Annotated in this window: 19 protein-coding genes and 1 tRNA gene; 10 read left to right on the forward strand and 10 right to left on the reverse strand. The window is 26.8% G+C overall.

Annotated features, from left to right (window positions below; translation table 4 throughout):
- Positions 1 to 461: 461 nt before the first annotated feature.
- Positions 462 to 1,325, forward strand: coding sequence for a DNA-binding protein WhiA (whiA, locus tag EXC48_RS00950; protein ID WP_129720446.1), 864 nt, complete (start codon positions 462 to 464; stop codon positions 1,323 to 1,325).
- 39 nt (positions 1,326 to 1,364) lie between these two features.
- On the opposite strand, the gene rplT is transcribed toward whiA, so the two are convergent.
- From rplT to infC, 3 genes are read right to left on the reverse strand one after another with little or no spacing between them, the layout of a single operon-like run.
- The gene (gene rplT, locus EXC48_RS00955) at positions 1,365 to 1,715 is read right to left on the reverse strand and encodes a 50S ribosomal protein L20 (protein WP_015286986.1); all 351 of its coding nucleotides are present in this window, start codon (positions 1,713 to 1,715) and stop codon (positions 1,365 to 1,367) included.
- A gap of 58 nt (positions 1,716 to 1,773) precedes the next feature.
- The gene (gene rpmI, locus EXC48_RS00960; protein ID WP_015286987.1) at positions 1,774 to 1,962 is read right to left on the reverse strand and encodes a 50S ribosomal protein L35; all 189 of its coding nucleotides are present in this window, start codon (positions 1,960 to 1,962) and stop codon (positions 1,774 to 1,776) included.
- A 40-nt stretch (positions 1,963 to 2,002) separates the two neighbouring features.
- Positions 2,003 to 2,590: a translation initiation factor IF-3 gene (infC, locus tag EXC48_RS00965; protein ID WP_083867796.1), complete on the reverse strand. Its 588-nt coding sequence runs from the start codon at positions 2,588 to 2,590 to the stop codon at positions 2,003 to 2,005.
- 355 nt (positions 2,591 to 2,945) lie between these two features.
- Here infC and hisS point away from each other — a divergent pair, with 355 nt between their 5' ends.
- Both hisS and aspS read left to right on the forward strand, forming a co-directional pair.
- Positions 2,946 to 4,295: a histidine--tRNA ligase gene (gene hisS / locus EXC48_RS00970; RefSeq protein WP_129720447.1), complete on the forward strand. Its 1,350-nt coding sequence runs from the start codon at positions 2,946 to 2,948 to the stop codon at positions 4,293 to 4,295.
- A complete protein-coding gene (gene aspS / locus EXC48_RS00975) occupies positions 4,288 to 5,997 on the forward strand; it encodes an aspartate--tRNA ligase (protein ID WP_129720448.1) in 1,710 nt (569 codons plus the stop codon). The genes hisS and aspS overlap by 8 nt, the downstream gene beginning before the upstream one ends.
- A gap of 35 nt (positions 5,998 to 6,032) precedes the next feature.
- Here the strand turns inward: aspS and EXC48_RS00980 are convergent, their stop codons facing one another.
- The 4 genes from EXC48_RS00980 to EXC48_RS00995 all read right to left on the reverse strand — a co-directional run bounded on the left by EXC48_RS00980 (position 6,033) and on the right by EXC48_RS00995 (position 12,260).
- Positions 6,033 to 6,983: an ABC transporter permease gene (locus EXC48_RS00980; protein WP_015286991.1), complete on the reverse strand. Its 951-nt coding sequence runs from the start codon at positions 6,981 to 6,983 to the stop codon at positions 6,033 to 6,035.
- Complete coding sequence (locus tag EXC48_RS00985) at positions 6,983 to 8,608, reverse strand: ABC transporter permease (protein ID WP_129720449.1); 1,626 nt, start codon at positions 8,606 to 8,608, stop codon at positions 6,983 to 6,985. Before EXC48_RS00985 ends, EXC48_RS00980 begins: the two co-directional genes overlap by 1 nt.
- Positions 8,608 to 10,860 carry an ATP-binding cassette domain-containing protein gene (locus EXC48_RS00990; protein WP_129720450.1) on the reverse strand — a complete coding sequence of 751 codons (2,253 nt, stop codon included), beginning with the start codon at positions 10,858 to 10,860 and terminating at the stop codon, positions 8,608 to 8,610. Before EXC48_RS00990 ends, EXC48_RS00985 begins: the two co-directional genes overlap by 1 nt.
- A 74-nt stretch (positions 10,861 to 10,934) precedes the next feature.
- Positions 10,935 to 12,260, reverse strand: a complete 1,326-nt coding sequence (locus EXC48_RS00995; protein WP_129720451.1) for a BMP family ABC transporter substrate-binding protein — start codon at positions 12,258 to 12,260, stop codon at positions 10,935 to 10,937.
- Between the two features lie 587 nt (positions 12,261 to 12,847).
- Between EXC48_RS00995 and EXC48_RS01000 the strand changes: the two genes are divergently transcribed.
- Entirely contained in the window at positions 12,848 to 15,511 is a 2,664-nt protein-coding gene (locus EXC48_RS01000) for a PTS sugar transporter subunit IIABC (RefSeq protein ID WP_129720452.1), read from the forward strand.
- Between the two features lie 53 nt (positions 15,512 to 15,564).
- Here EXC48_RS01000 and EXC48_RS01005 read toward each other — a convergent pair whose 3' ends face one another.
- The 3 genes from EXC48_RS01005 to EXC48_RS01015 form a co-directional block, all read right to left on the reverse strand.
- Positions 15,565 to 17,502 carry an ABC transporter ATP-binding protein gene (locus tag EXC48_RS01005; RefSeq protein WP_129720453.1) on the reverse strand — a complete coding sequence of 646 codons (1,938 nt, stop codon included), beginning with the start codon at positions 17,500 to 17,502 and terminating at the stop codon, positions 15,565 to 15,567.
- An 8-nt stretch (positions 17,503 to 17,510) separates the two neighbouring features.
- Positions 17,511 to 19,301, reverse strand: coding sequence for an ABC transporter ATP-binding protein (locus tag EXC48_RS01010; RefSeq protein ID WP_129720454.1), 1,791 nt, complete (start codon positions 19,299 to 19,301; stop codon positions 17,511 to 17,513).
- A gap of 256 nt (positions 19,302 to 19,557) precedes the next feature.
- Positions 19,558 to 19,634: transfer RNA gene (locus tag EXC48_RS01015), tRNA-Arg, on the reverse strand.
- 87 nt (positions 19,635 to 19,721) lie between these two features.
- Here EXC48_RS01015 and mnmA point away from each other — a divergent pair.
- The 6 genes from mnmA to hpt are packed head-to-tail and all read left to right on the forward strand — an operon-like array spanning position 19,722 to position 25,677.
- Positions 19,722 to 20,843 carry a tRNA 2-thiouridine(34) synthase MnmA gene (gene mnmA / locus EXC48_RS01020; RefSeq protein WP_129720455.1) on the forward strand — a complete coding sequence of 374 codons (1,122 nt, stop codon included), beginning with the start codon at positions 19,722 to 19,724 and terminating at the stop codon, positions 20,841 to 20,843.
- A gap of 7 nt (positions 20,844 to 20,850) precedes the next feature.
- Entirely contained in the window at positions 20,851 to 23,472 is a 2,622-nt protein-coding gene (gene alaS, locus EXC48_RS01025; RefSeq protein WP_129720456.1) for an alanine--tRNA ligase, read from the forward strand.
- Entirely contained in the window at positions 23,460 to 23,891 is a 432-nt protein-coding gene (ruvX, locus tag EXC48_RS01030) for a Holliday junction resolvase RuvX (RefSeq protein ID WP_129720457.1), read from the forward strand. Before alaS ends, ruvX begins: the two co-directional genes overlap by 13 nt.
- A complete protein-coding gene (locus EXC48_RS01035) occupies positions 23,891 to 24,553 on the forward strand; it encodes a BC85_0335 family putative methyltransferase (RefSeq protein WP_129720458.1) in 663 nt (220 codons plus the stop codon). Before ruvX ends, EXC48_RS01035 begins: the two co-directional genes overlap by 1 nt.
- A 35-nt stretch (positions 24,554 to 24,588) precedes the next feature.
- On the forward strand, positions 24,589 to 25,077 hold the full coding sequence (gene greA / locus EXC48_RS01040) for a transcription elongation factor GreA (protein WP_129720459.1): 489 nt from the start codon (positions 24,589 to 24,591) through the stop codon (positions 25,075 to 25,077).
- Positions 25,078 to 25,131: 54 nt separating this feature from the next.
- Complete coding sequence (hpt, locus tag EXC48_RS01045; protein ID WP_129720460.1) at positions 25,132 to 25,677, forward strand: hypoxanthine phosphoribosyltransferase; 546 nt, start codon at positions 25,132 to 25,134, stop codon at positions 25,675 to 25,677.
- The last annotated feature ends 42 nt before the right edge of the window (positions 25,678 to 25,719 follow it).

The raw sequence follows: 25,719 nt of genomic DNA on the forward strand, positions 1-25,719 counted from the left end.
TCATAAACTTCATACAAAAAAACACGATTTAACGCTAAGGATTAAATATTATATTTGTATACTCTACCACTTTATTTTTATTTTTTAATTTTCACTATTTCAGATATTTTTACTATCTTAATTGTATAGCAAAAACATTTTTGAAATCTTTTTTATTTTATGGAGAAAATTATAAAAAACTTTTATTTCATTTTTGATAAAGCGACCAAGTTTTTGCTTTTTTTTTTTTTTTTTTTGGAGAAAAAGTAATAGAATACAAAAATGAGTTTTTAAGATTGTTAATTTGTATTAAACGTCTTTAAAATATTTGATAAAACTTAATTATGCATATAACTATATAAAGCAAGTATTGATTTAAATTTCATAATTTAGATATTTTGATTGTTTAATTTAATCAAAAATTTTAGTCTATTTACTTTTATGTTTTGAGTATTTATAATTTTTAATAAAATTACTTTGTAATGATAAGAAGTAAAAGTTTATCTTTTTCATCAAAGATAAAAAAAGAAGTATTAATAAATGCTAAAAAACCCCTTGAGAACTTTTATTTAATAAAAGGACTCGTTTTTTCCAATGCATCTGAAGGCGATGAGTTTTATGAACTAAATATTAAAAATGAATATATTAAGTCTAAAATAATTGCAAAGTTGCAAAAGTTAAATTTAAATTTTATTTCTGATCAAAAATGGAAATATAAAATTTTAATACCTAAAAAAACATTTGACTTTAATGAAAAAATAGCCGATAATGAATATTTAACATTTTTTTTTGCTGGTGTTTTTTTAGGTTCTGGGAGCATTTCAAATAAAGAGTCAACATCATATCATTTAGAAATTTCTAGTTTATCACAAGAAAAATCTTATTTAATACAAAAAAAATTAAATTCTTATGAGTTTAGTTTTCATATTATCAAAAAACAACAAAGATATGTTTTGTATATTAAGAAAATTGATGAACTTTTAGATTTTTTATCAGCTATAGGTGCTAAAAAATCTTGGTTCGAGTTACAAAACTTAAAAATCGTTAGAGATAAAGAAAATGTTTTGAATCGAATTAATAATATCGATTTTTCCAATTTACAAAAAATTGCCAATAGTTCTATAAAACATATTGATAATATTAATTATATTTTTGAAAATAACTTGATGGATTATTTTAATGATGATCAATTAATGTTTTTTAGATTAAAAATAGAAAATCCATGATTGTCTTTGAATGATCTAGTTAGAATGCAAATTCAACAAAGTAATACAATCGTTTCAAAAAGCGGTGCAAATCATTGGTTAAGAAAGCTTGATAAGATTGTAAAAGAACATAAAAAATAAGCAGGATATGATCTGCTTATTTTCATACATAATTGTGAATTAAGCTTTTTTAGCTAATTCTATTAACATAGAAAATGTTTTTGGCTCATGTATAGCTAATTCAGATAGCATTTTACGGTTAATTGTAACATTAACTTTTTTAAGGCCATTAATAAATTTTGAATAACTCAATCCCTCAGCTCTTGTGGCTGCATTAATACGTGAAATTCATAATTTACGGTAATTTCTTTTTACTTGTTTTCTATCTCTGAAAGCATATGTTCATGATTTAACAACTGCTTGTTTAGCTACTTTATAACCAATTGATTTGTGTCCGAAGTAACCTTTAGCTAATTTTAATCATTTTTTACGTCTTGCTCTTGTAACTGTTCCACCTTTAACTCTTGCCATATTTAATTTCCTTTCTATTTTATATAAATTAATATCTTGAAACTTAAAAGTAGCAAGATTAGATTAAAGCTTTAAATCTTTTAAGGTCGCTTTTTGACATTAATACAGCTTTACGTGCATGACGTTTTTGTTTAGTTGTTTTATTTTGTGCTAAGTGAGAACGGTAAGCTTGTTCCCTTAAAATCTTACCAGTTCCTGTAACTTTAATACGTTTTTTTAAAGCACTTTTGGTTTTCATTTTTGGCATATTATTCTCCTATAAGAAACTTTTAAAAACTTTTTAATAATTATTCTGAATCGTTTTCTGTGAGTTTCTTTTCTTTTAAGTATTTAGCGATTTTGTTTTTATTTGGTTGGAGATTCATATCTAAAAAACGTTCATTAACCAGTTTAGGTTCAGTTGATTTATCTGCAATATCACTAAGTGTTGCATAAAAACGCTCCAAAACTGTTATTCCTAAGTCTTTTCTTCCTATTTCACGTCCTCTTAATTTTACAGAAACTTTAATACGATCTCCTTTAAGTAAAAATTCACGCGATTTTTTACTTTTAGTAAGCAAGTCATTTTCACCAATTAAAGGAGTTAAACGAATTTCTCTATTTTGAATATTTGTTTGTTTTTCTTTAATTTCTTTTTGCTTTTTCTTTCTATCGTATTTAAATTTTCCATAATCTAGAATTCTAGCAATAGGCTTTGGATCTACACTTATTAAAACAAGATCCATTTTTTGACTTATAGCCAATTCAAGTGCTTCTGATTTTGATTTAACACCAAGTTTTTCACCATTTGAGTCAAGTAAAAATAACTTTTGATATGGAATATTGTTATTAACATAATGCTCAGAAGCTGGCTTTTTTCTTTTATCTGATTGAATAATAATTTCTCCTTAAATAACTATAAAAGTTGTCGCTCACTTACCTACCAAAAAAGACATCAAAATTGATGTATTTAATTGTAGCAAAACCCAAGGCTATGACCATCAGGTGAGAAGTGATTCTACTTTCTGCAATTAAATAAATATTGCTTATTTATTTTATCATAATATTGACATTTATTTTTATATCTTATTAAATTTTTTTATATGTGATATGTAGTGTTTTAAGACGGGAATTTGTAAAAAAATAAAATAATATTTTAACTTATATTTATTCTAATTTAAGAGCACTAAATTGAAAATGTGATAAAATTTTGTTAATGTTTATTGGCCTAATTGACCTAAAAGGAGTGCTATGTTTAAAAAAGTAAAAGGAACTAAAGATTATTCGCCTGTTGAATTATTTATGAGAAATGTAGTTACAAGTATTTTTGTAGATAAAGTAAGAAAATCAGGTTTTTTAGAAATAGAAACCCCAATAATTGAACCTCTTGAACTTTTTAAAAGAAGCTCTGAGCAATCAGAAATTGTAAAAAAAGAAATGTTTGAATTTTCTGATAAAGCAAATAGAAATTTAGTTTTAAGACCAGAAGGCACTGCTTCATTTATTAGAGCTTATGTTGAAAATAAGTGATTTAGCTTGCCGAATCAAAAATTTTATTATTATGGCCCTATGTTTCGTTATGAACAACCACAAAAGGGACGTTATCGTCAGTTTTATCAGGCAGGTATTGAGATTGTTGGAGAAAAAAATTATCTTAAAGATGTTGAAGCTATTTATTTAGGAGCCACTATATTATTAGAATTAGAATTACCATATATTTTGAAAATAAACTCAATTGGTGATGAAGCTTCTAGAGCAAAATACCAAGAAGATTTAAAAAAATATTTACTTCCTTTTAAAGATCAGTTATCTGATATTTCGAAAGAAAGATTAGATTCAGGGAAAGTTTTAAGAATTTTGGATGATAAAGTTGATTCCAAACTTGATTTTATGAAGAATGCCCCTAAAATTTCTGATTATTTATCTGAAGAATCAAAAACATATTTTAATAATGTACAAAACTCTTTAGATGATTTGGGTATTCCTTTTATAGTCTCAAATGATTTAGTTAGAGGTCTTGATTATTATGATGAAATTGTTTTTGAATTTGTTTATGATACAAATAATAAAAGTTCTCAATCAACAATTATTGGTGGGGGAAGATATTCAAACTTAATAAGTGATTTAGGCGGTCCTAATTTATCAAGTGTTGGTTTTGGTTTAGGAATTGATCGTTTGGTTGATTATTTGACAAGTTTAGAGATATTTGAAAAAGATTTTTTTGAGCATTCTGTAAATAGTTTTGATATTTATATTGCTTCAACAATGAATGAAGAAAATGTCAATATTTTATTTAAAAAGTTCTATACACCATTAATAGATATAAGCGGTATTGATTTATATTTTGAATATGATGTTATAAAATCAAATAAAGCATATGAAAGAGCTAAAAAATATCAAGCTAAAATAATGATTAGTGATGATGTTAAATATAAAGACCTATTTTTTGCTAAAAATCTTATAACTAATGAAAAAATATACTTTGCTAAAAACGAGGAAGGATTGAGAACTTTATTTGAATTTTTCCTTGAATGTGAGGAACTGGATCGAATAAATGAAGAAGAATTATATGATTTGATAGAAGGTGATGAAGATGAATAAAAATATAAACAATAATGAGTTAAGACCTTCTGACTTAGGTAAAATGGTTAGACTTTATGGTTGAGTGCAAAATAAAAGAAAATTTGGTGAATTAAATTTTGTTGATTTAAGAGATAAATTTGGAATAACACAATTAGTATTTAATTCACCAATTACATTTACAAAAGAGTCTGTCTTGGAAGTATATGGAGAAGTTGTTTTAAGAAAAGATATTAATAGAGATATCGCTACTGGTGAGATAGAAATTTTGGTAAAAGAGTATAAAGTGTTATCGCAAGCGGTGAATGAACTGCCATTTCAAATTAGAGATGATATTGATGTTAAAGAAGAATTAAGACTTCAAAATCGTTTTTTAGATTTAAGAAGACCGATAATGCAAAAAACTATTGCATTAAGAAATAAAGTTATTTTTGCAATAAGGGAATTTTTGCAAAATGAGAATTTTTTAGAAATAGAAACTCCTATTTTATCAAAAGCAACTCCAGAAGGAGCAAGAGATTTTTTAGTACCTACTAGAAAAGAAAATAGTTTTTATGCACTCCCGCAAAGTCCACAATTATTTAAGCAATTGTTAATGATTTCTGGCTTTGAAAAATATTTCCAAATTGCTAGATGTTTTCGTGATGAAGACTCAAGAAAAGATCGACAACCTGAATTTACTCAATTAGATGTTGAAATTAGTTTTAATGATGTTGAAGTACTTCAAACATATATTGAAAAAATGTTTCAACATGTGATGAAAAAAGTCTTAAATATTGATATTAAAATTCCTTTTGAGCGAATTGAATATGATGAATGTATTTCAAAATATGGAACAGATAAACCAGATTTTAGATATCAAAATATAATTGTTGATATTAATAACTTTTGTAATAATACTGAGTTTAATATAATTAAAAATGCTCCATCAAAAAGATTATTGAAAATAAATGAAAAAATAACTAAAAAAGAATTTAAGATTTTAGAAGAAATAGCTAAGAAAAATGGAGTAAATGCTTTATTTTACTTTGTAGTTGAAAATAATGAAATTGTGCATTCTAATTTTGCTTCAAAAGTGTTGAATGAAGTGAATTTATTGGTAAAAACCTATGAAGATAAGGCTGATGGTTCATACTTTATAACTGCAAATAAATATGATAAAGCATCCCAAGCTCTTGGGGCGATAAGAGTTGAACTTAATTCATGATATCATTGGGCAAAAGAATCATTTGATTTTAAATGAGTAACCAAGTTCCCGATGTTTGAATATGATGAAGAGTCAAACACTTGAGCAGCAGCACATCATCCATTTACTCAATTTGATCATTCATTAGATGAAGTTCAAAAATTAGATAAATCAAAAATTAAAGCAAAGAGTTATGATTTAGTAATGAATGGTTTTGAATTAGGTTCAGGTTCTGCAAGAATTTTTGATGCAAAAACACAAGAATATGTTTTTGATCTAATTGGATTAGATAAAAATGCACAGAAAAGCAAATTCAGTTTCTTTTTAAAGGCCTTTGAATATGGAGTTCCGCCTCACTGTGGTATTGGATTAGGGATAGATAGAATAATTATGCTTTTAGCAGGTCACACTACAATACGTGATGTTATTGCATTTCCTAAAAATTCAAAAAATGAAGACATTTTTACAGGTGCTCCGTCAAGTGTTGGTGAGGAACAATTGGATGAACTTTATTTAGATATTAAATCTAAACAATAAAAGATAAAACAAAAACCACTTTAGTGGTTTTTGTTTTATCTTTTGGACTTATCATAAGGAATACCGGCCGCAGCTGGCCCAGCGGAATTTCGACTAGAAGCGACCATAATAATAAGTGTTACTAAGTAAGGTAAGATAGTTAATAAGTCTTTGTAAAGTGCTAATTCATTTCCTAAGACATTTAATCCATATTCTGAGAATGATAATAAGAATGAAAAGAATAAAGAAATAACAACACTTAATGAAATTCTTCATCTTGAGGTTATCATAATAGCTAATGCAATAAATCCAAACCCTTTGATATCTTTTGTATTAGCAAAAATGGTAACTTCATTTTGTGCAAAGAAACTACCAGCAATTCCAGCAACAGCACTTGCAATAAGCAAAGCTTGTCATTTTACTCTATTTACATTAATACCAGCTACATCAGCGGCTTGTGGATTTTCACCAACTGATCTAAATCTTAATCCTCATCTAGTTTTTCTTAAGGCAAATCAAGAACCAAAAGCGATGATTATTACTAAAAATGTTTTTAAAGAAATGATATTTTTAAATGATCCAACTTCTGATGATCAAGCTAATTCGCGTCTTTTTAAAATTGAATCAATTGTAGTTCCGCCTCCTTGATGACGACTTGTGATGTATAAAACCACAACTGATACAACACCTAAGGCTAAAATATTAATAGCAAATCCAGAAATTGTTTGGTCAGATTTAAGTTTTACAGTAGCTAAACCGAATAACAAACCAAATAACATTGTTCCAAGTACTGTGATAACAGTGAGCGCTATTTGTGATCACATACTTGTTATCTTTAAAAAGTCAGTGAATATTACACTAGAAATTGCATATATAGTGGCTCCAAAGATCATAAACCCATTAATAGCAATGTTTACTATTCCAGCTCTTTCAGAGAAAATTCCAGAAATTGTTCCTAACATTAAGATGCAGAAGAAAAATATAGCATATCCAATAACTAATTCCATTATTTTTCTCCTTCTATGATAGGTTCTTTTATTTTAAATATAGTTTTATATTTAGTTAAAACCTTTTTATTAAAATCAAGGAATAATGTTTCTTTTAAAATAGCAAAATTACGTTTTCTATTTTTAACTTGTGTTTTATATTTATTCTTCTCATCATAATAAATATTTAAACCTTTTTCTTGTTTAATTTTATTAAAGTCATATTTTTGTTGTGATAAAGATGAATATAGTTCAAGCAGTTGATCATCTGAAAGATCTTTTGAATTTTTTATTTGTTCATAAACTTTATCTTCATATATTTTTTTATCTTTTTTAAAGCTTCAGTAAAGAGATAAATGATTAAATCAAAAACTAATTAATTTGAATCTTTGAGGTAAGATGTATTTAAACTTACTAATATGATAGGTTTTAAAATTACATCAGTAAGTTTTGTTTGTCATAAGATAACTGTATTTAATCATTGTTCTCATTAACCTAAATTTATAGAAAATTATTGCTAAAGCAGACATAAAAATGATAATACCAGTGATGATTGGGAAGAAGTCGGTTGTAATTCTTTCTGAACCATCTTTTAATGAAAAACCAATTTGTGAAGTATTTATAAATGAATATATAATGGATGTTAAAACTACTCCAATTGGGCTATTTAAAGCGATTAAAGCAATAGCGATAGCTTCAAATCCAATTGCGATCGGAACTCCTTTTGCCTCATAGGTCTTATTTTTAAGGATAATTAAAAAGAATCCTGCAATCCCAGATAATGCACCTGAAATGCTCATAATAGTAATAATTAATAATTTTTCATTAACCCCAACATATTTAGCATTAGTCTTATTTAAACCTACCATTTTAATTTTGTATCCTAATGCTGTTTTGCTATAAATAAATCAGATTAAGAATACTAAAACAGCTAATAAAGCAATTCCAATATAAATAAAGATGTATTGTGTGTCTATTGAAACATTAATAAGCTTTGTACCACTAATATCATCAAAATAACTTCTTACTTTTGGATCATTTCCAAAAACTTTATTTGATAATGTGAATAAATATCTTCCTAAAAAAGCAATAATCCAGTTTAAAAAGATTGTTGAAATAACTTCGTGTACATTAAAAAATGCTTTTAAAATTCCTGATATCATACCGATGAACATTCCAAGAATAATAAATATAAAGAACATTCCAATTAAGAATTGTAATGATATATTAGAAGTATCTAATCTAAAAATAATTAATATTGTAAAGAATATAATAACAGGGAAAGACATTTGCCCAGATACCCCAATATTAAATAACCCTGATTTAAATCCGATGGATATTGCTAAACCTGAAAAAGCAAAGAAAATAAAGAAAAGAAGAAAATCAATTCTATTACCTGGCCTAGTAGCGATTTCTAATATATATTCTAAAAATGTAAATATGTTAGTATCTTGAGCATCTTTTCCAGTGCTTCCGATAATTCAATAAATAATCGAAGCAATTAATAATCCAAAGAAAACAGCCCAAAATGATGCGAAAATTTTTCTTCTAGAATTTTGCTTATCTTCAAACATAAAGAAACGTCTAGCTTTTTCTGTGATATTAATAAAAGAATTATTAGAATATTGATTATCAATACTTTTCATTACTTTCCTCCTTTCTCATTTTTATTTTTATGAGCCATATAAACTCCAATTTCTGTTCTGGTAAGATCTTTTGCATCTTTTACTGTTAATATTTCGCCGGTGTTAATAACTGCAATTTTATCTGCAAGGGCTAAAACTTCATCTAATTCATATGAAATAAGTAAGATAGCCTTTCCGTTTTGCTTTTCTTTGAGAATCTGTTCATGAATGTTATGAATTGCTCCAACATCAAGACCACGAGTAGGTTGAACAATTAAGATAAAATCATGTGGAGAATTCATTTCACGTCCAACAATAAATTTTTGTTGGTTACCACCAGAAAGTTGGCGTGATTGTGAATAACCATTTCTGGCTCCACGAACATCATAAAGTTGAATGATTTTTTCATTATCTTTTTGAATATTTTTATCTCTGAATATTCCAAATTTTACATACCTTGTATCTCATAACCTACGAATTACAGTGTTATATTTAATGTTGTAATCTAAGATTAATCCATGTTTATGTCTATCGCTTGGAATGAATGAGAATCCTAATTTTGAAATTTCATAAACTGAAAGATTTTCTAATTCAATATGATTTTTATTTGACTCATTATCAAATTTGAATTTTTTTTCATTAATAATAAAGTATCAAATTAGAAATGTTAAGATTGCTAGTAGTAGGCATAAAATTATCACATAGAAAATTGTATAATCAAATAATTGAGCTAAACCAAAACGAGTTGCTAATCCTAAAATTGAACTAAGAATAAATGCAGCTGCATAAAAACTAGTAACAAGTGTGCTAAAAATGATATGAATAATTAAATTACATTTTGATAATAACTTAACTTTTTTGATCGAAACATAAATGAAAACTAAAAATCAACCAACTAATACAGAATTAATTATCATTAAAAACATCATTATAGGTGTTATTATAGTAATGTTATTTGTTATTAAACCTACAACATTAAGGATAATGATAAGCATTAATATTGATATTGTATACACCTTGATCATTAAAAACAATTGTTTTGTTTTACTTGATGTTCCTTCTAAAAGCGTATTATCAAGATTATGTCTTGCTTTAAACTGGTTTGAAATAATATTTGTACCTAATATTAAAAAACCAAAGTATAAGAAGGCACCCATTATTTTGTAAATTGCATTTATATCTGGTGCATTAGGATTAAGAACCATAAGAGTTGTTGCAATTATAAATAGTAAAATAGAACATATTGATTTAGCGATTGTTTTAGTTTTGTTTTCTTTATTAATTTTAGTTATTTTTTCTCTAATTAAATCTGTTTTAGTTAGTTTAATCGAACCTGAGGTTGGTTTTTTCATACCACTTAACACATATTCAAGATCAGTTTGTCCATTTCCTTCAACTCCAGCGATAGCCAAAATTTCACCACTTTTTATTTGTAATGAAACATTTTTAAGTGGCTTACTTCCAGAAGTGGAAACGTTTTGAATGTCAAGGATAACTTGATTTCTTGATGTATCTGAATATATATTTCTAGCATTTTCAACATCTCCACCAACCATTTTGTTTGCCATTTCATGAATTGAAACATCTTTAACAACAAAGTTACCTGTCACAACACCATGGCGTAAAACGGTTGCATTATCAGCTACTTCTTTTATTTCTGCTAGTTTATGAGAAATGAATAAAATTGTTTTGCCTTGCTTTTTAAATGTTTTGAACGTTTCAAGTAAGCCGGTTATTTCTTGGTCTGTAAGAACAGCTGTTGGCTCATCAAAAATTAAAATATCTGAATCCCGATATAACATTTTCATTATTTCAACTTTTTGCTGAGTAGCAACAGTTTCTGTACCTGTTTTTTTATTTAAATCAAAATGAAGGTTAAATTTATTTTGAATTGTTTTAATCTTCTTAATAGCAGGTTCATAATTAATTACTCTAGTTGTTTTGTTATATTCTTCTGACCCTAATACAATGTTTTCGAGGTTAGTATAAACATCCACTAACTTAAAGTGTTGGTGAACCATACCAATACCAAGATGATTTGCATCATTAGGACCCTTAATCACAACTTCTTTATCATTAATTTTAATAACTCCATCATCTGGCTCATATAAACCAAATAAAATTGACATTAAAGTACTTTTTCCAGCACCATTTTCACCAATTAAAGCATGAATGGTCCCTTTTTGTACTTCAAAGCTAATGTTTTGATTCGCCTTTATTGCGCCAAAATATTTTGAAATATTAAGGAATTCAATTGCATTTTCTTTTTTCAAATTGCCTCCTTTCAATTTTTTCATTTTATATGAGTATAAAAAACAGATTAAAGCGGTTTTTTATTCAAATTTTATTAAGAAACTTTTTTAACTAATTCTTCAACTAACTTATCAACCGAAAGTTCTGAAGAATTTTTATCAACTTTTTTAGCTGAGATTAATTTTTTATCTTCTTCTGAAAGACCTTCAAATTTTGTTTTTGCATCATTAATGTGTTTGTTCATTAATGCTCTATCTTGTTCATTTGTTAATGTAGAAGAAGATAATCCGACTCATCCATCTGCATGCCCACCAACAAGTGAATGTGTCTTTTTAGTTGTTTTGTCTTTATTTGTATCAAGTTTTTGTAATTTAGCTTTTTCTTCATTATTTTCAAAGCCGAATCCAAGAATGACGTCGTAAACAGATTGTGCTATTTTCTTTTCAACTGAGGTTAAGAATTTACCTCTGCTTGCTTCAAACGCTAGTGCTTGATTAACATCAACTCCTACAATTAATCTATCTTTATATTTTTCTTGATTCTTTTCATATTCTTCTAAAACTCCACCAGTAGCAGGACCAGCAACCGGATAAATTACTGTTGAGTCAGCATTTATAGCATTAAGAATATCTGTTTTTTGTTGTGAAGGTTCAAAATGCGCATTTAATGATAGTTTTCCCTTATGTTTGAATTTTTTACTTGTATTTTCTTCATTGTATTTAATAATACCTTTTAATCACCCAGAAATAAAATCAGTTACAGAAGGAATTGGAGCTCCACCGAATGATGTTGCGCTTCTTTTTTCTTGATCATTTGGATATTTTTCAGCAAAGTAACCAGCCATTGCATAGCCAAGTTGTCATGAAGCTTGATTTACATCGAATAATAAACTTACAAAGTTTTTATATCCTTCTGGAATTTTTTCATAGTTTAGATCAAAATCAATACCAATTATAAGAATATTTTTTTCTTCCAATTCTTTTTTATTATTTTTAATAAAATCCGAAATTGTCTCAATGTGAGTAAATCCAGGCAAAATTAAAACATTAGTGCCCTCATCAATTGCGGCTCTATATGCATTTTGATAACTATTCTTAGCTGGTTCTATTGACTTAAATGAAAAATCTTTTTTATTTTCAACTTGATCATAAATTGCTAATAATGCTTCTCAAGCTGATTGGTTAAATGATTTATCAGTTACATGGCCAGCATCAGTAACTAATGTAAAGTTAAGTTTTTTAGTTTTAGCATTTTCCACTAATTGAGGATTTAAAGTTATTTTTGAAACTCTTTCTGCTTTTTTAATGTATGAGTTTACTCCCGCACTTTTATTGCTTGTATTACCACATGAAACAGCAATAACTGGAAGTATAATTGAACTCATTCCTGCTAATGCAAGTAAGTGTTTTTTTAGTTTCATAGTTCTCCTAATATATTAATATTTGTGTATGTTATTATTTTATAATAATTTACTTTTCTTTATATATTTTTGAAATAATTTTTGATTATTATGGTTATTATTTCATTTTTATTTCATAAATTAAATGTTTTTTATGAGCAAGAATTATTTAATATATGTATAGTTTTAGTTTTTTAATGAATATTTATTATTATTTGATGTAGACAAAATAACATATCTTTAATTATCAATTAATGACTAAAAATACTAGTTTTTAGGCAAATAAGTTTTTGAATTTTTAAGAAAATTAATAAATTTTTTTAAAAATTGAAATTTATACTAGACAAAATAAGTTTTTAAAAATTTTGATTAAATAAACAAATTATTATTGTTTTTGACTTAATTATAGGTAAAATTCTGAAATTTCTAATACTTATATATAGTGCTAAAAGTTTAAAAATTTTTTGTTTTCCTAAAAAAAAAAAAAAAAGTTTTATGAATTTATATTGTTAATTACTTGTTATAATTTACATACATATAATTATGTTTATAAAATTATATTAATTTATTAAACTTAATATATATGTTAAAAAAATGAAAGGAAGAATATGTTTTCAATAAAAACAGAAAAATTTTTAAAGTTTTTTAAAGGGAACAAAGAGAAAAAACTTAATAACAGCGACTCTGGTAGATTAAGACGAACTCTCTCAAAGATTTCTGGTGCATTCTTGCTACCGATTTCAGTTATGTCTATTGCTGGAATGTTTTTAGGTGTTGGTGCTGCTATTGCTGGTATTGACAATTCTAACTTTGGTCTTGTATTATTCGGTGATCTTATTAAAGCACTAGGTGAACCTGTTTTTGCTTCATTACCATTATTATTTGCTGTAGCTTTTGTTATAGCATTTACTGATGAAGCTGGTGTTGCGGTTTTTGCAACTGTTATTGGATATTTGGTCTTTGCATCAGTTCAATCAGTTTTTATATGACCTGAGTATACTTATAGCTTAAAAGATGCTGATAGTAGTTCGATTGAAAAACTTAAAGACGCTGCTAATAATGTTAAAGACTTAAAAGTTTTAAATAAAGAACTTGTAGGTTATACTATTTTATTTAAAGCTGGTGGAAGAAGTCCAGAATCATTAAAACAAGTAGTTGGTTCTACATTAGGTGTGACATCGCTACAAACATCTGTATTTGGTGGTATTGCGGTTGGGTTAATTGTTCAATGAATATATAGAAGATTTCACACAATACAATTACCACAATTCATTTCGTTCTTTGGTGGAAAAAGATTTGTTTCACTTGTAACAATTCCTACAATGGCGGTTCTTGCTCTTATATTTATTATTTTTTGACCATGAATCGGGATTGTACTAAACTTATTTGGTAACTTATTAAGTAAGGCCCCTCTTGGAGTTGAATCACTTATTTTTGGTTTTCTAGAAAGATCATTAGTTCCATTTGGACTACATCATGCTTTCTATGCACCATTATGATATTCTGATGCTGGTGGTAATGTTAGTGCAAGTGTTAATGATTTTCTTAAAAATTACACAGTTATCAAAGATGCTGCAGAAGCAACAAAATATAATGTAAATTATTTAATTATTGATAGTTCATTACAAGAATTAATTAATAAGGTAAATGCTGATCCATCTCAATATGTAGGGGATTCTACAGCTGCTTTATCATTATTAAAACTTGACGATACTGTTGATTATAAACTTGTGTATTTGAAAGAAGGGAAAAGAATAATTGAAACTTACAAAGTTCCATTATTTGAATTTGTTGCTCATACAGGAGTAAAAATTGGTAGATTTACAGATGGTAAATTTGCATTTATGATTTTCGGGTTACCTGCTGCTGGTCTTGCTATGATTTTAGCTGCCCCAAAAGAAAATCGTAAAGTTGCTATTGGTGCTGTATTTCCTGCTGCACTTACAGCCGCTGTAACTGGTGTTACAGAACCGATTGAATTTACCTTCTTATTCTTAGCTCCATATATGTTTTGAGGATTCCATGCTGCAATGTGTGCAATATCATTTATGCTTGCAAACATTTTAGGCGTTCATATTCCACAAGCGTTTTCAGGTGGATTCTTAGACTTATTACTATACGGAATTATTCCTTTTGCAAAAGGAACAAACTTCTACTTTACATTTGTTGTAGGTATAATTTATGCTCCTATTTACTTTGTTGTATTCTACTTTGTGATTAAATGAAAAGATTTAGGAACACCAGGTAGAGGTCAAAATCTTAAATTATTTACAAAAGCTGACTATATTAATAGAAATAAAGAATTAAATTCATCTTCAAATGAATCATCAGATAGTGAATTTAAAAATATTGATCATCAAGCTTTAGCGATTGTTCAAGGATTAGGTGGAACAAATAATATTTCAGCATACAATAACTGTGCTTCAAGACTAAGATATGATGTTAGAGATTTATCACTAGTTAATGAAAGAATTTTAAAAGAAGCTGGTGCATATGGAATTAAATTTGAAGGTGAAACTCATGTTCAAATTATTATTGGTCCAGCGGCTGAACAATTAAATGCAATGATTAAATCTCAAAGAGAATTAATTGCTAAATATGAAATGAAATCTCAATCATTAACCGAGCAATCACTTGAAAGTAATTTGAACCAAGAAATGGCTCAAGATTCTAGAGAAAATGTGCAAAGTTTAAATATGGAACAAGCACAAATGACTGAATCAATGAAAAATTCAATGGAAGTTAGCGAAACATCTGAAGAAATTAAAGAAACCTTTGCTCCAATGGAAGAAATTATTGATAAAAAACCGATTAAAGTTCAAACCGCTGCTGTCGGTGAAATAAAAAATCTTGAAGAATTAAGCGATGGTGTATTTTCAGCAAAAATTATGGGAAATGGTTTTGCTGTTAAGTTCAATTCAAAAATTATTGGTAATGTTTATTCACCTGTTTCTGGTGTTATATCAATGGTATTTCCATCAAAACATGCATATGGAATTAAGACTAAAGATGGTGCTGAATTATTAGTTCATATTGGGATTGATACTGTTAAACTTAATGGTGAAGGATTTAAGAATTTTGTTGAAAAAGGTTCAAAAGTTAAAGCAGGTGATAAATTAGCTCAAGTTGATTTAAAACTTCTTAAAAGTAAGAAAATTGTTTCTGATGTTGTTGTTATTGTTTTAAAAGAAGGAACAAAAAATGACTTCACTTTTGAAGAAAATAAAAACAAGGTATTAACAAAATCTGAATTAGTAGGAAAGATTAGATAATAATTTAATGATTATTTAACAAAAAAATAGCTATTAATTTAGCTATTTTTTTGTTAAATTTTTTCAAATTGAGATTTATATAAATTATAGTAGAACCCCTTTTGTTCTAATAATGAATTATGAGTTCCTTGTTCAATAATTTTTCCATCATTAACAACAATAATCAAATCTGCATTTTTAATAGTGCTTAAACGATGCGCAATAATAAATGCAGTTTTATACTCCATTAAGTGAAGCATTGCCTTTTGAACAATTCTTTCTGTGCTTGAATCAATATTAGATGTAGCTTCATCAAGAATTAAAATATTTCTATTTGATAAAATTGCTCTTGTTAAAGAAAGAAGTTGCTTTTCTCCTTGTGAAAGATTTGAACCATTATTTTCTATCATAGTTTGATAAGATTTTTCCATTCCAAGAATAAAATCATGAGCTTTTGTCAATTGTGCAGCATACTCGATTTGATTAAATGTTGCATCTGGATTAGACATTTTTAGGTTATCAATGATTGTATCATTAAATAAAAATGAATCTTGCAATACTATTGTCATTATATCTCTAAGACAATTTGTGTCTATTTCATTAAGTTCAAAACCATCGATTTTAATACTTCCTTTATTGTATTGGTAATACTTAGTAATAAGATTAACGATTGTGGTTTTTCCAGCGCCAGTTGGGCCGACAATTGCGATTTTTTGACCTTGAAACACTGAAAAACTAGCATTATTAAGTTGGTATTTATGTGATTTTTCATTGTATTTAAAATATACATTTTTAAATTCTATATTACCCTTAATTGACTTAAATTTATATTTTTTAGTTTCTAAATCAAAATATTTTCAAACAAAAAAACTTAGGGGATTATTTTCTTTTGTTTCTTTAAAATAATTTAATTTTTCATCATAAATAACTCTTGCGATTTTTATATGTTGATCAGGAATAACAGGTTCAACTTCATTTAAAATTTTAGCCACCCTAGTGGTTGAAGCAACTCCAACTTGCGCATTAAATATCACACCTAAAGCATTTTGAAAGGGACCTAAGAAATTTCAATTTAAGGCAATATATGCAATGATTACACCAGGCGTGAATATGTTAGTTGAAGCACCTAAAATATTTGTTATTCCTCATGTTGTTTGATTTTGCAAATAAAATAATGCAGCGATAGCAGTTATAATTAAAATTATAATGTTGGACATAACTGAGAAAATAGTATCAAAGCTTTTGGTGATTAAATCACTTTTAAACGCGGTGTTTCTAATTTGCTTGGTGATAATTTTTAAATCCTCGAGCATCTTGTCTTGTTGTTCAAATGCATTAGTAACTTTTGTGTTTGAAAGACTTTCTTCAATAAATGCATTTAAACGTCCAAAAGCATTTTGAACATAGATGAAATAAGGTTGAGATTTTTTGATTAATATAATAATAGCAATGAACATTATTAATGAAATTGGAATTACAATTAATGTTAATTTAGTAGAAACTAAAAACATAATAATAATTGAAATGAAAATATTTATTAGTGCATTAACTATTGATGATAATACTAAGTTTAATGATAGAGCAATATTAGTCACATCAAGCATTAGAGTAGAAATTATATCACCAGCTTTGTTTTGATCATAAAATGAAATTCTTAGTCTTAGAATTTTAGCTACTAATTCTTTTCTAATATTATCAGCAGTTCCAAAACTAACCTTAACAAATAAACACACTTCTAAATACCTAAAAATTCCATAAACTATAAAACAAAGTAACAATATACTTAAGTAAATGAAAAATTTTGTACTTTGGAATTGGGTTATAGATGTGGTCTTTAGTGGCTCAAAAAATATAGTAATAATTGAGCCAATTAATAAGCTACCAACTATGTACGCAATAGTGTTAATGAATGAAAATGTAGATGCAAGAAATATTGTTTTTTTGAAAACTTTTGTAAATGAGAACAATAATTTAATAGTTTTTCATGTTGAAAATTTTTGAGTCTTTTCCATAATTCTCCTTATTGTTCTAATTGATTTTGATATACATCTTGATATCATTCACATGAATTTAATAACTCATCATGAGTTCCGTAAGCAATAATTTTTCCATTATCTAAAACTATTATTTTATCTGCATGTCTAATTGAATTTATCTTTTGTGAAATTATAATTGTAGTGCAATTATAATTCTCTTTTATGTTTAATAAAACTTTTCTAGCTGTAATGTTATCTAATGCGCTGGTTGTATCATCTAAGATTAAAACTTTCGGATTAGCTAATAAAGTTCTAGCAATTGCAAGACGTTGTTTTTGCCCACCTGAAAGATTTTTTCCGCGCTGTTCTATTTTATGCTCAAGTTTATCATTAAAACTATTTACAAATTCAGAAGCGCAGGCAGTATCTAAAGCATCGTAAATATCATTATCAGTAGCATCTTTATTAGCAAACAATAAATTACTTTTTATAGTACCGGAAAATAATAAAGCATCTTGATAAATTATTCCAATATTTTGATGTAAACTTTTTGAGTTTATTTTCGATACTTCATAATTATTTATTTTTATATTACCTGTACTATATTTCATGTTGTTAATTAAAAGATTAGCTATGGTTGATTTACCTGAACCAGTGGGACCAATAATTCCAAGAGTTTTACCATTTGGGACATAAAAATTAATATTTTCTAGAGCATAATGTTCGGAATTTTTATAATATTTAAACGAAAAATCTTTAAATTCAATTGGATAATTTGAGATATTTTTTTCAAGTAATAAGCCATCTTTAACTCTAAGATTTTCGTATTTAGCATTTAAAATTTCCATAATTCTTTTTGAGGAAACTCTTGCTCGAAACATAGTTCCTACAAATTGACTAAATAGTCCAACACCAAGACCAATGAAGAATTCAAATTCAATAAAGGTATTAATTTTTGCAATTAATTGTCCAACATCTTGGTTCGGATTATCAGTTAATAATTTATATGCACCAATATAAATTAAAACAATTATTAAGTTGATAGCGAAGAAGAAAAAAGGGTTACTTAATGAAAAATAATTAAAAATTGTTATCCCGTTTTTGCTTCATTCTTTATTTGTATTTTTAAATTTATTAAATTGATGTTTTTGTAGGTTATAAGCTTTTATAAATCTTGCACCAAGGATTATTTCGCTAACAGACTTAGTATTTTGATCAACTATTTTTCTACTTTTTACAATATGTGGCATAACCTTTTTAAGAATAAAAATTAATAATCCAATTAATAATGGCACTATTGCAACAATAGTTCAAGTCAAAGTAACATCGGTTAAAAATGCGAAAATTAGACCAACAAAAATAAATAAAGGAGCCTTTATTAACGAAGTTGTTGCACCAACGAGAAAATCTCAAAAAGTTCCCACATCGTCATTGATACGTGTCATTAAACTTTCAATTGTATAATGAGATATATCTTTTAAACTTAACTTTTGATACTTGGTATAGAGTGTATTTCTATAGAAATTGGAAGCATTTTCACCAGCTCAAACAATTACTAGAGTACTTAAAATGGAGGTAATAGCACTAAGAATAATTAGAACTATAGTAATGATGATTAAAAAAGTTAATGTATTTGCGAAGTTGTTTGATTCATAAATTATGTTTTTAAAAATATGAACTTGATATTTTGTATTTTGATTAATCAGCAAAGGCAAAAATTGCGAAATAAAGATTGGAATTAAGAATGAAAAGCCCACATTAGTAAGTAAGACTAAAACACCAAATAAAAAGTATAATTTTATCTTTTTTGGAAGTATTTTAAACATCTTAATCATAAGTCCTTCTTTCTTAATTTTAAAATTAAATATAAATAAGAAGCTATCTTATTTATATTTAATTCATTTTGTAACTTTTAATTAAGATTTTTATCTTTTTTGAGAAAAATAAAATAATTTTAAATAAATTTTTGGTCAAAAAAGATAAAAATCTCATTTAAATATAAATAATTTAATATTTTCTTATTTAATATATAAAATTATAAACATTTATTAAATTAATAGTAAGGGATTTTATAAAAAAAGTATAAAAAAATGGCGATCACGAGAGGATTCGAACCTCCGACCACAAGCTTAGAAGGCTCGTGCTCTATCCAGCTGAGCTACGCGACCACACGTAATATATTTTAACATAATTGATATAAAAAACTAAAAAATTCAATATAATTTTTTTATTACTGATATTTTCTAGGAGTATTCATGGATAAAAGAAAAAGAGTTATAGTGGGTATTTCAGGTGGTGTTGATTCCTCAGTTGCCGCATATTTATTAAAAAAAGCCGGATATGAAGTAATTGGTTTATTTATGAGAAATTGAGACAGTTTAGCAAATAATGATATTTTAGGAAACAATAGTCTTGATTCAAATGTTTGTACCCAGGAAATTGATTATAATGACGCAAAACAAGTAGCTGCAAAATTAGAAATACCTCTTCATAGAGTTGATTTTGTTAATGAATATTGAGATTATGTTTTTCAAGACTTTATTAATGAATATAAAAAAGGGCGAACCCCAAATCCAGACATTTTATGTAATAAATACATAAAATTTAGTGCTTTTGCAAAATATGCTTTTGAAAATTTAAAAGCTGATTATATCGCAATGGGGCATTATGCAAAAGTCCTTGATGGCAGGCTTTATCGAGCCAAAGATCAAAATAAAGATCAAACATATTTTTTAGCACAATTATCACATGAGCAGCTTAAAAAAGTTATCATGCCATTAGCCGAATTAGAAAAATCACAAATCCGTGAAATTGCTCAAAAATTAAATTTAGTAACTGCTAATAAAAAAGATTCTACAGGTATCTGTTTCATTGGAGAAAGAAATTTTGGACAATTTTTACAAAATTATATTCCGGCTCAAGAAGGTAATATTATTGACATAACCACAAATAAAAATGTTGGTAGACATATTGGAACATTTTATTATACAATCGGTCAGCGTAAGGGTTTGAATTTAGGTGGGATGTCTGAACCATATTACGTATGTGGACATAATGTGAAAGAAAACATTTTATATGTAGCGCCTAGCTCTAGACCTGAATATTTATTATCAAATTCTTTAATTGCTTCTGGATATACTTTTAATCATGAAATATATGATAAAAATAATCTTTCAGCTAAATTTAGATATCGTCAAAAGGACATTCCGGTGCAATTAGAAGTTTTAAATGAGAATCAAATTAAAGTATATTATCCAAAAACTTCAAGTGCAGTAACACCAGGTCAACAAATTGTTTTGTATGATGGTGAAAAATGCATAGGTGGCGCAACGATTGATGAACTTTATATGGATGATAAAAAATTAACTTATTTATAGGAGTATTATGAATTCAAAATTAATTAGAGAAAAATGATTAAAATTTTTCGAAACAAAACAACATTTTATAGTTCCATCAAAAAGTTTAATTCCACAAAATGATCCCTCATTATTGTGAATTAATAGTGGTGTTGCAACGTTGAAAGATTATTTTTCAGGTAAAAAAGTTCCGCCCGCAAGAAGATTAACAAACTCTCAAAAGGTAATTAGAACAAATGATATTGAAAACGTTGGAGTTACTGCAAGACATCATACATTTTTTGAAATGCTTGGAAATTTTTCAATTGGCGATTATTTTAAAAAAGAAGCTATTGAGTTTGCGACTGAGTTCTTATTAGATGTTCTTAAATTAGAAAAGGATAAACTCTATTTTACTTATTATAAGGAAGATTTAGAAACTAAAAACTATTGAATTAAGCACGGATTTGATGAATCTCATATGATACCCGGTGATAAAGATACTAACTTTTGAGAAGTAGGTTCTGGACCTTGTGGACCGAATACAGAAATTTTTTATGATCGGGGACCAAAATATGATAAAAGAGGAATAGAACTTCTAAAAAATGATATTGAAAATGATCGTTATATTGAAATTTGAAACATTGTTTTTTCAACTTTTAACTCAGATGGTGAAGGTAATTATACTGAATTAAAACAAAAAAACATTGATACTGGAGCTGGATTTGAAAGAATTGTTTCAATTTTGCAAGATGCTCCAACAAATTTTGATACTGATTTATTTTTACCAATTATCAATCAAATTGAAAAATATACTAAATATAGATATCAAACTGAAAATTACTTTATTAAGGATAAAGAACAAACTCAGATTAATACAAATTTTAAAATTATTGCTGACCATATGAGAACTGTGGTAAACGCAGTTGCTGATGGTGCTAGACCTTCAAATGTTGGTCGAGGATATATTATTAGAAGGCTTATTAGACGTAGTTTGTATGTTTGCATGCTATTAGATATTAAAGAACCAATTTTACATAAACTTGTTGAAATAGTAAAAGAAACCTTGCCATATGAATATAAAACAGATGAAATAGTCAATGTTATCATTGATGAAGAAGAAGCATTTTCAAAAACTGTTGAAAATGGAAGACAATTGCTTAATGAACATATAAAAGATGGCCAAGAAGTTTTTGATGGAAGATTAGCATTTAAACTCTTTGAAACATATGGTTTTCCAATTGAATTGACTGCTGAAATTTTAGCGCAAAAAAATATTAAAATTGATTATCAAGCTTATACCGAAGCAAAAGAAAAACATGCTCAAGCAAGCAAAGGAAATAAGATTTCTGGAATGGATAAAGTTATTAATTCTTTAGCGATTATAAAACAAAAAGTAGATCAATTTGTTGGTTATGAATATTTAACTTACAGAAGCAAGATTTTATATTTATTAGATACTGAAAATGAAATTAATTCAAATAAAGGAATATCATATTTAATTCTTGATAAGACCCCATTTTATGCTACTAGCGGCGGTCAAAAGCATGATCGTGGATATATATTGCAAAATGATCAAAAATTAATTATTTTAGATGTTTTTAAAGATAAATTCGGGAATCATATACATAAAGTTGAGGGAATAGTTATTAAAGATCAAGAAGTTGAATGTTTCGTTGATCCAAAAATTAGATTAGGACTTGAAAGAAACCATTCAGGAACCCACTTACTATTTTGTGCCTTAAGAAAAGTGTTAGGTAACCAAATTAAACAACTTGGAAGTGATAATAATGAAGAACGTCTAACATTTGACTTTCCTGCTGATTCAAGACCAACTGATGCACAAATAAAGGAAATTGAACAATTAGTTAGAAAATACATTACCTTAGATGCTTATAGACATTATTTGATAATGACAACAGATGAGGCAAAAAAAATGGGCGCAATTATGACCTTAGAAGAGGCTGAATATATGGATCCAAAAGCAGTTAGAATTGTTAAATTTGATGATATTACATCAGATTTATGCGGAGGAACCCATTTATCTCATACTGCAAAGTTAGAAAATTTTAAAATTACAAATGTTGAGAAGAAAGCAGCGGGTATATTTAGAATCAGGGCTATTTCTTCAAAGGAATTGGTTGATCAATATTTAGATGAAGAAATTGATAAATTATTGATAGAATTAGAAAAATTAATTCTTCGTAATCAAAAAATTAATCCTGAATATAATTTTGAGTATTTGTTACCAGAAGATAAGGAAAAGAGTATAGAAATTTTAAAAAGCAGTTTAGAATTAATTAGAAAGGACTTTATTAAATTTACTAAGGAAAAAGAGAGTTCATTTGAATTTAATTATCAAAATATTGAATTTTTGGACATAAAAGATCATAAGGTTTATTATAAGAATGATTTACCAAAAGAAAATATTAAAACAATCGCTTCCACATTAAGAGAAAAATATCCAAATGTTATTATAATTTTAACAAGCACTAATCCTAATCCAATGTTAGTAGTTGCTTCAAAAAATCTTAATTCAAATTTAATTGCACAACAAATTTATCATAAATTTAATGGTAAAGGCGGAGGGAATGCTATTTTATCAATGGGAAAAATTGAACAAAATAATATTTTCGACTTTATCATAAATGAGTTAAAATGAGAAAACTAGCATTAGATATTGGTGCTGCTTCTTGTGGGTTTGCTATAACTGATGAGCAAGAAATTATTAGTAGTTCATTAATTAATTTAAAATTTCCTGAAAATGATTTTGAACGAATTTATGATCAAATTAAAATATATTTAAGTGAATACAAAATTGATGGTTTAGTAATTGGCTATCCACTTAAAATTGATGGTTCAAAGAGTTCAACAACTTTAATGGTCGAAGAAGTAACTGAAAGAATTAAGGAAATATTTAATTTACCAATTTTATTTGTTAATGAACAATACTCTACTAAAAAAGCTCATGAAGTAATGATTAGTGCTGGTTTATCTAGGCAAAAACGCAAGGACAAAAAAGACAAAATAGCAGCACAAGTTATTTTGCAAGATTATTTAGAATACTATAAAAATAGATGGGATAAATAATGGATTGAAAACTTAGTTTAGGAATTAGTGCGGTTGTAGTTTTATTTATTGGTGTTAGTATTTTTGTTGGAATTTACATTTGGACTAAAAAATATACTAAAAAGTTTATTGAAAAAACGCAACGTGAAAATATTGAACAATTAAAATCTATTCGTAATGATATGGGAATTCTTCCTTTTGAGCTTGAAAATAATTTTAAAAACAAAATCAATCCTTATGATATTGAAGGAGTTATAAATACAATATTTTTGAATAGCTATAAAACTAAATTAATAATCGCTAAAGATGAGGAATTTAGTTTTGCTTGTGTTTCATTGAAAACAAAAGATCAAATATATTATGAATTAAAAGAGTTTAATTTTGAAAAGTATAATCAAGTAAGGTTTGAAAAACCTGAGTATTTTCCTAATGAAATATTGCCATATAATGGTCAAAATCTTGATTTTGTAGGTGTTTTTAGATCTAATTATGGCCTAGAAGAAATTTTTGAAAAATATTATTCAATTTTAAATCCTAATGGAATGATTATGGTGTTATTAAAAAACTATTCTAAGAGATCTCTTAATGCCATAATACAGACTTTAAAATCCAAGAATATTAATTATGAGGTTTCCTATATTTCATCAAAATTTCTTTTTATTAGCAAAAAAATAGAAATATAGTAAAATAAATACAATTAATTTATATTGGAGCAACTATGAGTGAAATTAATGAAAAGAAAATAATTTTATCACAAGAAAAATTTGATGAATATAAAAAACAATACGATCATTTAATTAATATTGAACGTCCAGCAGTACAAGAAGCTCTTAAAGAAGCTCGTGCACAAGGTGACTTATCCGAAAATGCCGAGTATGATGCAGCAAGAGAAAAACAAGGGATTGTTGAAGGTAGAATTAAAGAATTAGAAGCTATTTTAGATAATGCTGCTATTCTTGATTCAAGCATTCATAAAACTGATGAAACAATTGGAATTAATACTAAGGTAGAGTTTTTAATTCAAGAAAATAACAAAATTGAAGTAGTTCAGATTACAGGTTCACATGATGCAGATCCTTTTGAAGGAAAGATTTCAATGAGAAGCCCACTAGCAATTGCTATGATGGGAAAGGTTGAAGGTGATGAAGTTGAAGTAGAGGCTCAAAAGAAATTCATGATTAAAATTTTAAAGGTTGAACATTTATAATTATAATTAACCGTATTTTTAAATGCGGTTTTTTATTAAGATTAAGGAGGAAAAATGCAAAAACATAAAATGGTAAAGGAAATACTTTATACTCAAGAATTTTTGGAAGAGAAAATTTTAGAATGCTCAAAATGAGTAAATGAAACATATAAATATGCTGATGATTTGGTATTAGTTGCTTTATTAAAAGGATCAATTCCATTTTTAGCACAATTAATAAAAACAGTTGAAGTTGATCATTCATTAGACTTTATTATCGCAAGTAGTTATGCTGGATCACATGCTACTTCTGGGAGTGTTAAAATAATTATGGATCTTGCACAAGATGTTCAAGGTAAAGATGTTTTAATTGTTGAGGATATTATTGATAGTGGAATTACTCTTGAGAAGATAAAAAATATTTTACTTAGCAGAAAGCCTAAATCACTTAGAATTCTTACTTTAATGGATAAACCATATCATAGAAAAAATGATTTAAAAGCAGATTATTCTGGGTTTGAAGTAGAAGACAAATTCTTAATCGGTTTTGGCTTAGATTATGATGAAAAATTAAGAAATCTGCCATATATTGGTGTTATGGATGAAAAATATATTAAGTAATTAAATTGATATTTAATTTTTAAAGATAGATGCAGAAAATGA

Origin of the sequence: Mycoplasmopsis cynos (genome assembly GCF_900660545.1) — a bacterium.
Taxonomy (GTDB): Bacteria; Bacillota_I; Bacilli_A; order Mycoplasmatales; family Metamycoplasmataceae; genus Mycoplasmopsis; species Mycoplasmopsis cynos.